This is a genomic window from Mycolicibacterium moriokaense (assembly GCF_010726085.1).
Lineage (GTDB): Bacteria > Actinomycetota > Actinomycetes > Mycobacteriales > Mycobacteriaceae > Mycobacterium > Mycobacterium moriokaense.
Window position 1 is genome coordinate 5164184 of record NZ_AP022560.1, and the last position, 13470, is coordinate 5177653.

Annotated in this window: 11 protein-coding genes; 5 read left to right on the plus strand and 6 right to left on the minus strand. The window is 66.8% G+C overall.

Translation table 11 applies throughout. The features are described 5' to 3' along the window. The first annotated feature begins 25 nt into the window (after positions 1–25). The 3 genes from aroA to G6N43_RS25175 all read left to right on the plus strand — a co-directional run bounded on the left by aroA (position 26) and on the right by G6N43_RS25175 (position 3072). Positions 26–1336, plus strand: coding sequence for a 3-phosphoshikimate 1-carboxyvinyltransferase (aroA, locus tag G6N43_RS25165; RefSeq protein WP_083154244.1), 1311 nt, complete (start codon positions 26–28; stop codon positions 1334–1336). Then, the gene (gene rsgA / locus G6N43_RS25170; protein WP_083154246.1) at positions 1333–2304 is read left to right on the plus strand and encodes a ribosome small subunit-dependent GTPase A; all 972 of its coding nucleotides are present in this window, start codon (positions 1333–1335) and stop codon (positions 2302–2304) included. Before aroA ends, rsgA begins: the two co-directional genes overlap by 4 nt. Positions 2305–2445: 141 nt before the next feature. Then, positions 2446–3072 (plus strand): C39 family peptidase, encoded by a 627-nt coding sequence (locus G6N43_RS25175; protein ID WP_083154248.1) that lies wholly within the window; start codon positions 2446–2448, stop codon positions 3070–3072. A gap of 61 nt (positions 3073–3133) precedes the next feature. Here G6N43_RS25175 and G6N43_RS25180 read toward each other — a convergent pair whose 3' ends face one another. The 5 genes from G6N43_RS25180 to G6N43_RS25200 form a co-directional block, all read right to left on the minus strand. After that, a complete protein-coding gene (locus G6N43_RS25180) occupies positions 3134–4366 on the minus strand; it encodes a fatty acid desaturase family protein (protein WP_083154251.1) in 1233 nt (410 codons plus the stop codon). Between the two features lie 69 nt (positions 4367–4435). Next, positions 4436–5584, minus strand: a complete 1149-nt coding sequence (locus G6N43_RS25185; RefSeq protein WP_083154254.1) for a ferredoxin reductase — start codon at positions 5582–5584, stop codon at positions 4436–4438. A gap of 52 nt (positions 5585–5636) precedes the next feature. Next, positions 5637–6134: a DUF6912 family protein gene (locus G6N43_RS25190; protein ID WP_083154256.1), complete on the minus strand. Its 498-nt coding sequence runs from the start codon at positions 6132–6134 to the stop codon at positions 5637–5639. A 9-nt stretch (positions 6135–6143) separates the two neighbouring features. Then, a complete protein-coding gene (locus G6N43_RS25195) occupies positions 6144–7850 on the minus strand; it encodes a BCCT family transporter (RefSeq protein ID WP_083154259.1) in 1707 nt (568 codons plus the stop codon). Positions 7851–7935: 85 nt separating this feature from the next. Further along, positions 7936–9345 carry a WS/DGAT/MGAT family O-acyltransferase gene (locus G6N43_RS25200; protein ID WP_083154262.1) on the minus strand — a complete coding sequence of 470 codons (1410 nt, stop codon included), beginning with the start codon at positions 9343–9345 and terminating at the stop codon, positions 7936–7938. 189 nt (positions 9346–9534) lie between these two features. Between G6N43_RS25200 and G6N43_RS25205 the strand changes: the two genes are divergently transcribed. Continuing rightward, the gene (locus G6N43_RS25205; RefSeq protein ID WP_083154264.1) at positions 9535–10050 is read left to right on the plus strand and encodes an Rv3235 family protein; all 516 of its coding nucleotides are present in this window, start codon (positions 9535–9537) and stop codon (positions 10048–10050) included. 24 nt (positions 10051–10074) lie between these two features. After that, positions 10075–10551, plus strand: a complete 477-nt coding sequence (locus tag G6N43_RS25210) for an SRPBCC family protein (RefSeq protein WP_083154267.1) — start codon at positions 10075–10077, stop codon at positions 10549–10551. On the opposite strand, the gene secA is transcribed toward G6N43_RS25210, so the two are convergent. Then, entirely contained in the window at positions 10548–13361 is a 2814-nt protein-coding gene (gene secA / locus G6N43_RS25215; RefSeq protein ID WP_083154270.1) for a preprotein translocase subunit SecA, read from the minus strand. The two genes, G6N43_RS25210 and secA, sit on opposite strands and share 4 nt — an antisense overlap. Positions 13362–13470 lie beyond the last annotated feature (109 nt).

The window sequence follows — 13470 nt, forward strand, 5'->3', positions numbered from 1 at the left end:
GGAACCGACAGGGCAGGATATAGCCGTGAGCACATCCGGGCAGTCCCCGCGCGAAGCGTCGGAAGAGCGGTGGCAGGCACCGTCGGCGTCGCGTCCGGTACATGCCACGGTCACTGTCCCGGGGTCGAAATCGCTGACCAACCGCGCCCTGGTGCTGGCCGCGCTGGCGACGAGGAGCGGGCCGTCGACCATCAGCGGCGCGCTGCGCAGCCGCGACACCGACCTGATGATCGGTGCGGTCCAGACGCTCGGCGTCACGGTCGACGGCGCCGACGCGGAGCTGACGCTCAGCGGTGCGATCGACCCGAAACCGGGCGCGACGATCGACTGCGGCCTGGCGGGCACCGTGCTGCGCTTCGTGCCCCCGGTGGCGGCACTGAGCTCCACGACGGTCACGTTCGACGGCGACGAACAGGCCCGCGCGCGACCCATCGCCCCGCTGCTCGAGGCGCTACGCGGCCTCGGAGTCGAAATCGACGGCGACGGGCTGCCTTTCAGCGTGCGCGGGTCGGGTTCGGTGGCCGGCGGAACCGTCGAGATCGACGCGTCGTCGTCGTCGCAGTTCGTTTCGGGTCTGCTGCTCTCCGGCGCCGCGTTCACCAACGGGTTGACGATCGTCCACACCGGCGACTCCGTCCCCTCGGCCCCGCACGTCGCGATGACGGTGGCCATGCTGCGCGACGCCGGCGTCGACGTCGACGACACCCGCCCCAACCGGTGGCACGTATCCCCTGGCACGATCGCGGCCAGGCACTGGAGCATCGAACCCGACCTTTCCAACGCGGTCCCGTTCCTGGCGGCGGCCGTGGTCACCGGAGGAGCCGTACGCATCGCCAAGTGGCCATCGGCGACCATCCAGCCCGCCGATGCCGTCCTGGGCATCCTGAAAAGCGTGGGTTCGGTTGTGCGCCAAGGTGATAACTATCTCGAGGTGCAAGGCCCCTCCGCGCACGTCGGCCTGGACGTCGACCTCCACGAGGTGGGTGAGCTCGCACCTGCGGTGGCCGCTCTGGCCGCCCTGGCGCCGACGGGATCGGTGTCTCGGCTCCGTGGGATCGCGCACCTGCGTGGCCACGAAACGGACCGGCTGGCCGCGCTGTCCGCCGAGATCAACGGACTCGGCGGCAAGTGCGAGGAGACCGTTGACGGTCTGCTGATCACCGCGCAACCCCTGCACGCGGGTCTGTGGCGGTCCTACGCCGATCATCGGATGGCCACCGCGGGCGCCATCGTCGGGTTGCGTGTGCCCGGCGTCGAGGTGGAGGACATCGGCACCACCGCCAAGACACTGCCCGACTTCCCACAGATGTGGGCCGACATGCTGGCGGGCGATTGAGCCCTCGCGAGTACGACGAGTCCGACGTCCGGGTGCGACCCGGCAGAGGGTCGCGCCCGCGAACCAAGACACGACCCGACCACGCCGACGCCCACGACGCCATGGTGGTGACCGTCGACCGGGGCCGGTGGGGCTGTGCGATCGACCGCGACCCCAACCGCCGCGTCGTCGCCATGCGGGCGCGCGAGCTGGGTCGCACACCGATTGTCGTCGGGGACGACGTGAGCATCGTCGGCGACGTCTCGGGCAGACCCGACACGTTGGCGCGCATCGTGCGACGTGGTGAACGCAGGACGGTGCTGCGGCGCACCGCCGATGACACCGACCCCACCGAACGCGTCGTGGTCGCCAACGCCGATCAGCTGCTGATCGTCGTCGCGCTCGCCGATCCCCCGCCGCGCACAGGTCTGGTGCAGCGCGCACTGATCGCCGCGTACGCGGGTGGGCTCGAACCGATTCTGTGCCTGACCAAGACCGACCTGGCGCCGGCGGAGCCCTTCGCCGCGGAGTTCAGCGGACTCGACCTCAAGATCACCACCGCCGGGCGCGACGACCCGCTCGACGCAGTGACGCCACTGCTCGCAGGCAAGGTGACGGTACTGCTGGGACACTCCGGCGTCGGCAAGTCGACGTTGGTGAATCGCCTTGTGCCGGAGGCGGATCGGGCGACGGGTGAGGTGACCGAGATCGGCAAGGGCAGGCACACGTCGACGCAGTCGGTGGCGCTGCCGCTGAGCATCGGCGGCTGGGTGATCGACACCCCGGGTATCCGCTCGTTCGGCCTGGCGCATATCGAGCCCGACGACGTGATGCTCGCCTTCTCCGACCTGGCCGAGGCGATCGAGGACTGCCCCCGCGGTTGCGGTCACATGGGTCCGCCCGCCGACCCCGAATGCGCGCTCGACGCGTTGACCGGGCCCGCCGCGGGCCGCGTGGCCGCGGCGCGCCGCCTGCTCGCGGCGCGCTAAGGCGATTTGTGTGCGTTGAGGAGCGCTGAGCGCTCCTCAACGCACACAAATCGCGCTCAAGAATCCTTCAAGAATCCCGGCAGCCCCGCCGCCGAACCTTTCCTCAACGCAGCCGACAACGGCACAACCGAGAGGAAAGACATGAAGAAGAACTTTGCACGTGGCATCGCAGCCGCCGCACTGATGGGTGTAGCCCTGGGTTTCTCGGGCGTCGCCCATGCCGAGGTCGTCGGCGATCCCGACGGCATGGCGGGATGGACGGTCGCACAGTCCTACAACGACTGCGCACTGATGGCCGCCGCCGATGTGATCGGTCAGATCACCGGCGACGCACCCGCCGAGGACGACATCGTCACCTACGCCCAGAACACGCCGAGTGTGTCGCGGCCCGGCGACATGATCTTCGACATGGCCGCGTACGACGATGACCCGAACGGCGGAACCATCTTCGAGGACCTGCCGATCGTGCTCGCCCACTACGGCGTGAGCGGAAAGTACGTCGACGGAGCCAGCATGGGCGCGCTGGAGGGAGTCCTGCGCGACGGCGGGGCGGTGATCGTCAACCTCAACGCCGAGACCATCTGGGACGCCGACGGTGACCGGACCGCCTCCGACCATGCCGTGGTGGTCACGGGCGTCGACACCGACAACGGCGTGGTGCACCTCAACGACAGCGGTCCCGAGGACGGCGCCGACGAGCAGGTGAGCATCGACACCTTCACTGCGGCCTGGCAGACCAGCGGCAACGAGATGGTGGTGACGACCTAGCCGGCGACGATTTGTGTGCGTTGAGGAGCGCTCAGCGCTCCTCAACGCACACAAATCACTGTCAATGCTGGCGCTGCATCCGCTTCTCGCGGCGGCGCGCCCGCGCGGCCGCGATCGCCGACTTGAGTCCGCTGCGCTGTTCGGGCTCGAGTTCGGCGAACATCCTTTCGCTGCGGGTCTCGGGCGCATCGTCCGCGGTATCGCGCAGATACTTGTCCGGCAGCGACAGCTTGGCGATGGTCCGCCACGTCTTGGCGTACTGCACCAGGAACGAACCGGTCGTATAGGGCAGGTCGTACTTGTCGCACAACTGCTGCACCCGAAGCGAGATCTCGTGAAGCCGGTTGCTCGGCAGATCGGGGTACAGATGATGCTCGATCTGGTGGCACAGGTTGCCGCTCATGAACCGCAGCACCGGACCACCTTCGAAGTTGGCGCTACCGAGCATCTGACGCAGATACCACTCACCCTGCGTTTCACCGACCATGTCCGTCTTGGTGAATTTCTCTGCGCCGTCGGGGAAGTGGCCACAGAAGATGACCGCGTTGGCCCAGATATTGCGGATGATGTTGGCGACCGCGTTGGCCTTCAGCGTCGACTTGAAGCTCGCCCCCGGCGACAGCGACGTCAGGGCGGGCCACACGAGGTAGTCCTTGGCGACCTGCTCGCCGGCCTTGACACCGAACTCCCGCATCCGAACAAGGGTCGCGTTGCGGTCGTCGCGGCCCTTGAAGATCTTGCCGATCTCCAGGTGCTGCAGCCCGACGCCCCACTCGAACAACGTTGCCAGCATGGTGTTGAAGGCGAGGTTTAAAACGTTGTGCGGCTTCCACTTCTGGTCGCGCGTCACACGCAGCAGTCCGTAGCCCACATCGTCGTCCATGCCCAGGATGTTGGTGTACTTGTGGTGCATGAAGTTGTGGGTGAAGCGCCAGTGCTTGGACGACCCGCTCATGTCCCACTCCCACGACGAGGAGTGAATCTCGGGATCGTTCATCCAATCCCACTGGCCGTGCATGACGTTGTGGCCGATCTCCATGTTCTCGATGATCTTGGCCACGCCCAGGGTGACAGTGCCCGCCCACCACGCCGAGCGGCGTGAGCTCGCGGCCAGCATGACCCGGCCCGCAATCTCGAGGGCGCGCTGGGCGGCAATGGTGCGACGGATATAGCGCGCGTCGCGCTCGCCGCGGGAGTCTTCGATGTCCTGACGGATGGAATCCAGCTCGAAGGCCAGACTCTCGATGTCCGACTCGGACAGATGTGCAAATTCGGGGACGTCGGTGATCGCCATTGGCATCCCTCCTCTCGTGTACCTACGCTACCGTAACCTACCTACCCGTAGGTTACTGGCCAGTAAACCTTAGACGTCCAGCACGCAATCGCCCGAAGCGGCGGACACACATGTCTGTATCCGCGTGCCGGGCTCGTGTTCCGCGCCGGTGCGCAGGTCGCGGACGTGCCCGTCGACCAGGCTCACGACACAGGACTGGCAGATGCCCATCCGGCAGCCGAACGGCATCCGGATACCCGCCTCCTCGCCCGCCTCCATCAACGGAGTGGCGGCGTCCACGGTGACGGTCTTGCCGCTGCGCGCGAACTCGACGGTGCCGCCCTGCCCATGCGGGGCCGCCTTCGACACCGCGAACCGCTCCAGATGCAGCCGGTCGGGAATCTCCGCGGCCGACCAGGCACCCTCGGCGGCGTCGAGCATGCCCTCGGGGCCACACGCCCACGTCTGGCGCTCACGCCAGTCGGGCACCACATCGTCGAGTCGGGACAGGTCCAGCCGGCCGTCGGTGCGGGTGGCCCGCACCCTCAGTTGATAACCCTTGTGCGCGCGTTCCAGCTCCGCCAGTTCAGCGGCGAAGAGGACATCGGAATCGGTTGGCGCCGAATGTAAGTGGACGACGTCGGTGATCTGATCGCGACGCGTCAGCGTTCGCAGCATCGACATCACCGGCGTGATGCCCGAGCCGCCGGTGATGAACAACACCTTCGCGGGCGCCGGGTCGGGCATGACGAAATTACCCTGCGGCGCGGCCAGCCGCACGATCGTGCCGGGTGCCACGCCACCGACGAGGTGCGTCGATAAGAACCCCTCGGGCATCGCCTTGACGGTGATGGTGATGGTCCGGCTGGATCGCCCGCCGCCCGACGTCACCGGACTCGAGGTCAGTGAGTACGACCGCCACCGCCAGCGTCCGTCGACCAGCAGCCCGATGCCGATGTACTGCCCGGGTTGGTAGTCGAACGAGAAGCCCCATCCCGGCTTGATGACCAGCGTCGCCGAGTCCTCTGTCTCCCGACGGACCTCCACGACGCGACCGCGCAGTTCGCGCGCCGACCACAACGGGTTCGCGAGCTTCAGGTAATCGTCGGGCAGCAGGGGCGTGGTGATTCGCGCGGCGACTGTGCGCAGCGCGTGCCAGGCCGGATGTTTGACGCCGACGACGCCTTTGCGCTTCGTATCGGCGACATTGGCCGAGATCTTCACTTGATTCTTGGCCACGAAACCTACGGTACCGTAACTTACGGTCCCGTACCCAATGCTGTAGTCACCGTCACAGGAGTTCGAGCAGGAACGGCAGCTCCTGTGCTGCGTACCAGGCCAGGTCGTGGTCCTGGGCGTCGCCGACGGTCAATTCCGCATCCTCGTCACCGAGGTCGGCCTCGTCGACGGCGTCGATCGCCGCCAGCACCGCGGACTCCGCATCGGCGTTGTCGACGTATGCGGCGATCACGTCGTCGTACGTGATGGGGCCGGACAAGCGCACCACCGCGTCGTCGAGATCCGGCCGAGGGCTCGCGTCATCGACCTCGGCCTCTACCACCGCACGACGCGGCGGCAGATCGGATGTGCCCTCCCCCGCGAGTAGACGCAGCGACGCCAGCGCGGCCTCGCGCAGCGCAACGTCGGCCAGTTCGTCGTCGTCGCCCTCGGCGTAGGCCTCACGCAGCGTCGGCGTCACCGCGAACGCGGTTCCGCTGCGCGCGTGCAACGTCCTGTCGGCGACGAGCCGCTGCAGGAGGGTCAGGGTCACTGGGACATACACGCGCACGCGGGAAGGTTAACCGGCGCCGTTCTTCCCGGCGTCGGGATCCTTCTCGACGGCGATCACGAAGTCGTCTCCGTGCTGCGTGACGCCGGTGACGACCGCATTGTTGATCGCTTCGGACGCATACTGGCGACGCACCACCTTCGGGTCGGTGCGCAGGTCCTTCACCAAGGCCACCGCCAAGCCGATCATGACGAGCAGGAACGGCAGGGCCGCGATGATGGTGATGGTCTGCAGGCCCGTCAACCCGTCCTCCCCGCCGACGAGCAGCATCACCGCCGCCACCGCACCCATCGCGATACCCCAGAAGATGACGGTGCCCCTGCCCGGTTTGATCGTGCCGCGCTCGGACAGCGAGCCCATCACGATCGAGGCCGCGTCCGCACCCGACACGAAGAAGATCGCGACGAGCACCATCACCAGGATGCTCGCGATCGTGGCGATCGGATACTCCTCGAGAACCCCGAACAGCTGCGCCTCGATGCTGCCCTCCCCCGCGAGGTCGACACCTTCCTGCTGCTGACGGATCGCTGCTCCGCCGAACACCGCAAACCACAGCAGCGACACCAGGCTGGGCACCAGCAGCACTCCAGCGACGAATTGACGGATCGTACGGCCGCGCGAGATTCGCGCGATGAACATGCCGACGAACGGCGTCCACGACACCCACCATGCCCAGTAGAAGACCGTCCAGGACTGCAGCCAGGTGTTGACGTCGGCGCCCTCGGCACCGGTGCGCGCGGACATCATCGCGATGTCGCCGAGGTAGCTGGCCATCGCAGTCGGGATCAGGTTGAGAATGAAAACCGTTGGGCCGACTACGAATACGAACAACGCCAGCACGAGGGCCAGCACCATGTTGATGTTCGAGAGCCATTGGATGCCCCGGGTGATTCCCGAAACCGCAGACAGCACAAAGGCGATCGTGAGCACTGTGATGATCACGATCAGGATCATGTTGCCGGTTTCGCCGATTCCTCCGACGATCTGCAGACCACTGCGGATCTGCAGCGCCCCCAGCCCGAGTGACGCTGCCGACCCGAACAGCGTGGCGAAGATCGCCAGCATGTCGATGACCTTGCCCCACGTCCCGTGCGCCCAGCGGCCCAGCAGCGGCTCGAATGCCGAACTGATGAGCTGCAACCGCCCCTTGCGGTACACGCCGTAGGCGATCGCCAGCCCGACCACCGCGTAGATCGCCCACGGGTGCAGCGTCCAGTGGAACAGCGTCGTCGCCATCGCGGTCTGAACCGCCTCAGGGTTACCGGCAGCGCCGGTGCCCGGAGGCGGGCTGGCGAAGTGCGACAGTGGCTCGGCGACACCGAAGAACATCAGACCGATGCCCATGCCGGCGGAGAACATCATTGCGACCCAGGACACGCCGTTGAACTCGGGCTCCTCGTCGTCGCGTCCGAGCGGGATCGTGCCGTAGCGGCCGAGCGCTAGCCAGAGGACGAAGACAACGAAGCCCGATCCGCTCAGCACGAAGAGCCATCCGGTGTTGTCCATCACCCAGGTCAGTGCGCTGGTTGACGCGCTGGCCAGCGAGGGTGTGCTGACAAACCCCCACACCAGGAACCCGATGGCGATGACGGCGGTGACGCCGAACACGACCCAGTCCACCCCCTTCGAGCGGGTGTATGCGGCCTCCTCGACGGGTACATCAAGCACTGGATGGGGAACGACCTGGTCAACGGGTGACGAAAGAGCCCGTTCCATGGGTTTTCGGTTCTCGGCGTCGATAGTCACCGGTGAACCATTCCCATTCAGCGCGCGTCTAATCAAGATCGCGCAATTTGGTTTGCTAGCGCGCGGCGTCGAGTAGTTCGTCGAGCGATTCGCGCAGCAGACCCGGCAGCACCTCGACGTCGCTCATCGCGTCGCGGTCGGCGTGGATGCCGTAGTAGAGCATGCCGTTGTACGACGTGATCCCGATCGCCAAAACCTGGTTGTGCAACAGCGGTGGCACCGAATAGGTCTCGAGCAGCTTTGCGCCCGCGACGTACATCTGCTTCTGCGCGCCAGGCACATTCGTGATCAACAGGTTGAACTGCCGCGCCGAGAAGCCGGTGGCAACGCGAATCCCCATGGCGTGCAACGTCGGTGGCGCGAAGCCCGACAGCGTGACGATCGTTCTGGCGTCGACCAGGCTGGCGGCGGTGGGATGCGCCTCGGTGGCGTGCGCGATCTGCGACAGCCGCACCACCGCGTTGCCCTCGCCGACCGGCAGATCCACCAGAAACGGTGACACCTCGCTGATCGCCTGCCCCGGCCCGGTCGTATCGAGGTCGGCGTCGGGATAGACCGACATCGGCGCCATCGCGCGCATCGTCGTCGTCGCGGTCACCGGCTCGCCGCGCGACATCAGCCAGTTCCGCAGCGCCCCCGCCACCACCGCAAGCACGACATCGTTGACGTCGCAGTCGTAGCGAGCACGCACCAACCGGTAATCCTCGAGGCTTCCGGAGGCGACGGTGAACCGACGGTTACGCGACACCCTGGTGTTCAGTGGACTGCTGGGCGCCGTGCCGCGGGCGAAGGTCCGCGCCACGTCGACGAACCTCCGGCCGACATCGGCCAACTGGCCGGAGTTGGTGACGACGCCGGTGACCGCCGAACGGACCTCGCCGAGTTGTTCGGCCGGGCGCGTCATCCACTCACCGATCGCGCCGAGCAGCAGGCTGCGGTCGCTGGGCTCGCGTGCTGGGATCCAGATGTCCTCGCCGAATTCCGGACGCTTCTGGGTGCGGTCGGCGATGACGTGCCCGATCTCCAGCGCCGTCATGCCGTTCACCAGTGCCTGATGCGACTTGGTGTAGATCGCGAGCCGGTTCTTGCCAAGCCCTTCGATCAGATACATTTCCCACAGCGGTCGCGACTTGTCCAACGACCGAGAGCCCAGCCGCGCGATCAGTTCATGCAGCTGCCCTTCGCTGCCGGGAGACGGCAGCGCCGAACGCCGGATGTGGTAAGTGATGTCGAAGTCGGGGTCGTCGACCCACACGGGGCGGGCCAGCCCGAGCGTCACCTCGCGCACCTTCTGGCGATAGCGCGGAATCTGTGGGAGGCGCTGTTCCACAGTCTCCAACAGGGTTTCATAACTCAGGCCGTTGCGCGGTTTCCGAAGAATCGACAGCGAACCCACGTACATCGGCGTCGACGAGTTCTCCAAATGGAAGAACGCCGCGTCCGACGCCGACAACCTGGTCACCATTGCCTGCACTGCCCCCTTGCCGACTAAGCGTTCCGCGCCGCTGGTGTTACGACCTCGCAACGGTAGCGACCAAACCTGTCACCGCGCATCACGGGTGCATCTGCACCCCTTCGAACCGTGCGATCATGAACAGGTCTGCAACTCTCCGGCAGGCGCCGTTCATACCACGTCGATCGCCGGAGCGTCCGAATGACAACTTATTCCAATCCCGCAGCACGCCCGACTTCATTGGTCTCCCCCGTCGTCGATTACGAGCCTGCACCCGTCGGCATGTCGGCGTGCCGTGCAGCGCCGGCGCTGCGCCGCCGCGCGCCGCGTCCGCACCGGCCGGGCTCCAATACCGTCGTCCGCGAAGCGGATCCACCGCATGCGGCAGTGGCTTTCGCCGACGCGGCGGTGCGCCGGGTCCTGGAGGTGATCGACAGGCGCAGGCCCGTCGCGCAGTTGCGGCCGCTGCTGGCGCCGGGACTCATCGACACGGTCATCGGGCTGAGCCGGTCCCCACAGCGCGCGGTCGGCCGGTCGAAGGATGGCCGCACCGTTGCGCGGGTGCGCCGGTTGCGCGTGCGAATGGTCGACGGTTCCGACGGCGCACAGGCCGAGGTGTTCGGGACCTACACCAGTGGGTCACGGGTGCGGGCGTTCGCCGCACGCATCGAACACGACGCGGCCCGCTGGCGCATTGTCGCTCTGCAGATCGGTTGAGTCGCCGGCGATACGCTGAACCGTGTGGAGGGAAACACGATCAGCGTGGAACGGGTCATCGACGCGCCCGCCGAGCAGATCTTCGCGCTGCTCGCCGACGCCGGAAAGCACCCCAGCTTCGACGGCTCCGGCACGGTGGACCATGCGGCCCAGCCGTCGCTGCCGCTGGAACTCGGATCCAAGTTCGGCATGTCGATGCGGGGTCGCCCGGAATCCCTGTTCCTGCCGTACCGCACCACCAACACCGTCATCGAATTCGAACCCAATCGTCGCATCGCCTGGAAAACGACGATGGGCCCGCTGGGACTGATCGGCGGCCGGATCTGGCGCTACGAACTCGAGCCCGTCGCCGACGCGCCGGACCGCACGCTGGTCCGTGAGACGTGGGACGTCTCGAGCGATCATCAACGGCTGATGCTGAAGGTGGGCTCGATGCCCAAACAGGCCGAGGACGGGATGCGCGCGACGCTCGAGCGCATCGCCGCGAGGCTGGCCCCCTAGCCGCGGCGTTTGGTTTCGCGGGCCTGCTGGCGCGCGGCCTGCCGCCGCTCCTTGCGGGACCCACCCTGCGCAGGCCGGCCACCACCAGCGCCGCCGCCGGTGCGTTTGACCTCGGCCGAACCGTCCTCCGAAGGACCGCTGTAGATCATCGGCGGCGGCTCGTTGTCGATTCCCTTGGCGCGCAGACCAGCCGGGGCCGGACGCTCCTTGGTGGCGACCGAGCTCTCCTGCGCCTTGGCGGCGGCGCCCTCGGCGAACTCCGCGAGCCCCTGCGGCGCGGCGACGGGTGCGACGGCCGGTGCCGGGGCCGCTTCCACCGCCACGTTGAACAGGAAGCCGACCGACTCCTCCTTGACGCCCTCGAGCATGGCGATGAACATGTCGTAGCCCTCGCGCTGGTACTCCACCAGCGGGTCACGCTGCGCCATCGCACGCAGCCCGATGCCCTCCTTGAGGTAGTCCATCTCGTAGAGGTGTTCGCGCCACTTGCGGTCGATGACGTTGAGCAGCACGTTGCGTTCCAGCTGGCGCATCGCGCCCTCGCCGGCGATCGCCTCGATCTCCTTCTCGCGCTGGGCGTAGGCCCGCTCCGCGTCGGCGATCAATGCCTCGCGCAACTCCTCGCGGGTCAGCTCGCCGGGCTCGCCGACGGCGTCGGAGTCGAGCAGGTCGTGGTGGTCGATACCGACCGGATACAGCTGCCGCAGAGCGGTCCACAGCTGTTCGAGGTCCCAGTCCTCCGCGTAGCCCTCAGCGGTCGCGCCGTCCACATAGGCGTTGATGACGTCGACCAGCATCTTGTGAGCCTGGTCGGCGAGGTTCTCGCCCTCCAGAATCCGACGGCGCTCGTCGTAGATGACCATGCGCTGCTTGTTCATCACTTCGTCGTACTTGAGGACGTTCTTGCGGACCTCGAAGTTCTGCTGCTCGACCTGCGTCTGCGCGCTCTTGATCGCGCGGCTGACCATCTTGGCCTCGATCGGCACGTCCTCGGGCAGGTTCAGACGGGTCAGCAGCGACTCCAGGGTCGCGCCGTTGAATCGCCGCATGAGCTCGTCGCCCAGCGAGAGGTAGAAGCGTGACTCGCCCGGGTCGCCCTGGCGGCCGGAACGACCACGCAACTGGTTGTCGATGCGGCGTGACTCGTGCCGTTCGGTGCCCAGCACATAGAGGCCGCCGGCGGCGATGACGTCCTCGGCCTCCTTCGCGCATTCCGCCTTGACCTGGGCCAGCGTTTCGTGCCAGGCGGCTTCGTACTCCTCGGGCGTTTCCACCGGATCCAGTCCGCGCTCGCGCAACCGCTTGTCGGTGAGGAAGTCGGGGTTGCCGCCCAGCACGATGTCGGTGCCACGGCCGGCCATGTTCGTCGCGACGGTGACCGCGCCCAGTCGGCCCGCCTCGGCGATGATCGCCGCCTCCTGCTCGTGGTACTTGGCGTTGAGCACGTTGTGCGGGATGCGGCGCTTGGTGAACTGGCGCGACAGGTACTCCGAGCGCTCCACGCTGGTGGTGCCGATCAGCACCGGTTGGCCCTTCTCGTAGCGCTCGGCGACGTCGTCGACGACCGCGATGTACTTGGCCTCTTCGGTCTTGTAGATCAGATCGGACTGGTCCTTGCGGATCATCTCCTTGTTGGTCGGGATGCTGACCACACCGAGCTTGTAGATCTCGTGCAGTTCGGCCGCCTCGGTCTGGGCGGTACCCGTCATACCGGCGAGCTTGTCGTAGAGCCGGAAGTAGTTCTGCAGCGTGATCGTGGCGAGCGTCTGGTTCTCGGCCTTGATCTCGACGTGCTCCTTGGCCTCGATGGCCTGGTGCATGCCCTCGTTGTAGCGCCGCCCGACGAGTACGCGACCCGTGAACTCGTCGACGATCAGCACCTCGCCGTCGCGCACGATGTAGTCCTTGTCGCGCTGGAACAGCTCCTTGGCCTTGATGGCGTTGTTCAGGTAGCTGACCAGCGGCGAGTTGGCGGCCTCGTAGAGGTTGTCGATGCCGAGCTGGTCCTCGACGAACTCGACGCCGAGCTCGTGCACACCGATCGTCCGCTTGCGGATGTCGACCTCGTAGTGGACATCCTTCTCCATCAGCGGCGCGAGCCGGGCGAACTCGGTGTACCAGTTCGACGCCCCGTCGGCGGGACCCGAGATGATCAGCGGGGTGCGGGCCTCGTCGATCAGGATCGAGTCGACCTCGTCGACGATCGCGTAGTTGTGGCCGCGCTGCACCAGGTCGGCCAGCGAGTGCGCCATGTTGTCACGCAGGTAGTCGAAGCCGAACTCGTTGTTGGTGCCGTAGGTGATGTCGGCGCCGTAGGCGACGCGTCGCTCGTCGGGAGTCAGGCCGGACAGGATGACACCGACCTCCAGACCGAGGAAGCGGTGCACGCGACCCATCCACTCGGCGTCACGTTTGGCCAGATAGTCGTTGACGGTGACGACGTGCACGCCCTTGCCGGCCAGCGCGTTGAGATACGCGGGCAGCACGCAGGTCAGCGTCTTGCCCTCACCGGTCTTCATCTCCGCGACGTTGCCGAAGTGCAGCGCCGCACCGCCCATCACCTGGACGTCGAAGTGCCGTTGATCGAGCACCCGCCAGGCGGCCTCGCGTGCAACGGCGAACGCCTCGGGGAGCAGGTCGTCGAGGTCGGCGCCGTTGTCGATGCGCTGTTTGAATTCGGCCGTCTTGGCCCGCAGCTCGGCGTCGGAGAGCTTCTCCACGTCGGCGGACAGGGTGTTGACGTACTCAGCCACCCCCTTGAGGCGCTTGACCATGCGGCCTTCGCCGAGACGGAGCAACTTGTCCAGCACGCTGTAACCTCAGGCTTCCCGATGGGTTGGATCTGAAAGAGCTCAACCCATGGTAGCGACGTGGCGCGCCCCGACACCGGACCGCGTCAGGCCGAGTGGATCAGCCCAT

Excerpts from the sequence above, each read along its gene's own strand:
- G6N43_RS25175 (WP_083154248.1), top strand. The coding sequence starts at position 2,446 with ATGAAGAAGAACTTTGCACGTGGCATCGCAGCCGCCGCACTGATGGGT.
- G6N43_RS25180 (WP_083154251.1), bottom strand. The coding sequence starts at position 4,366 with ATGGCGATCACCGACGTCCCCGAATTTGCACATCTGTCCGAGTCGGAC.
- G6N43_RS25195 (WP_083154259.1), bottom strand. The coding sequence starts at position 7,850 with ATGGAACGGGCTCTTTCGTCACCCGTTGACCAGGTCGTTCCCCATCCA.
- G6N43_RS25200 (WP_083154262.1), bottom strand. The coding sequence starts at position 9,345 with ATGGTGACCAGGTTGTCGGCGTCGGACGCGGCGTTCTTCCATTTGGAG.
- G6N43_RS25205 (WP_083154264.1), top strand. The coding sequence starts at position 9,535 with ATGACAACTTATTCCAATCCCGCAGCACGCCCGACTTCATTGGTCTCC.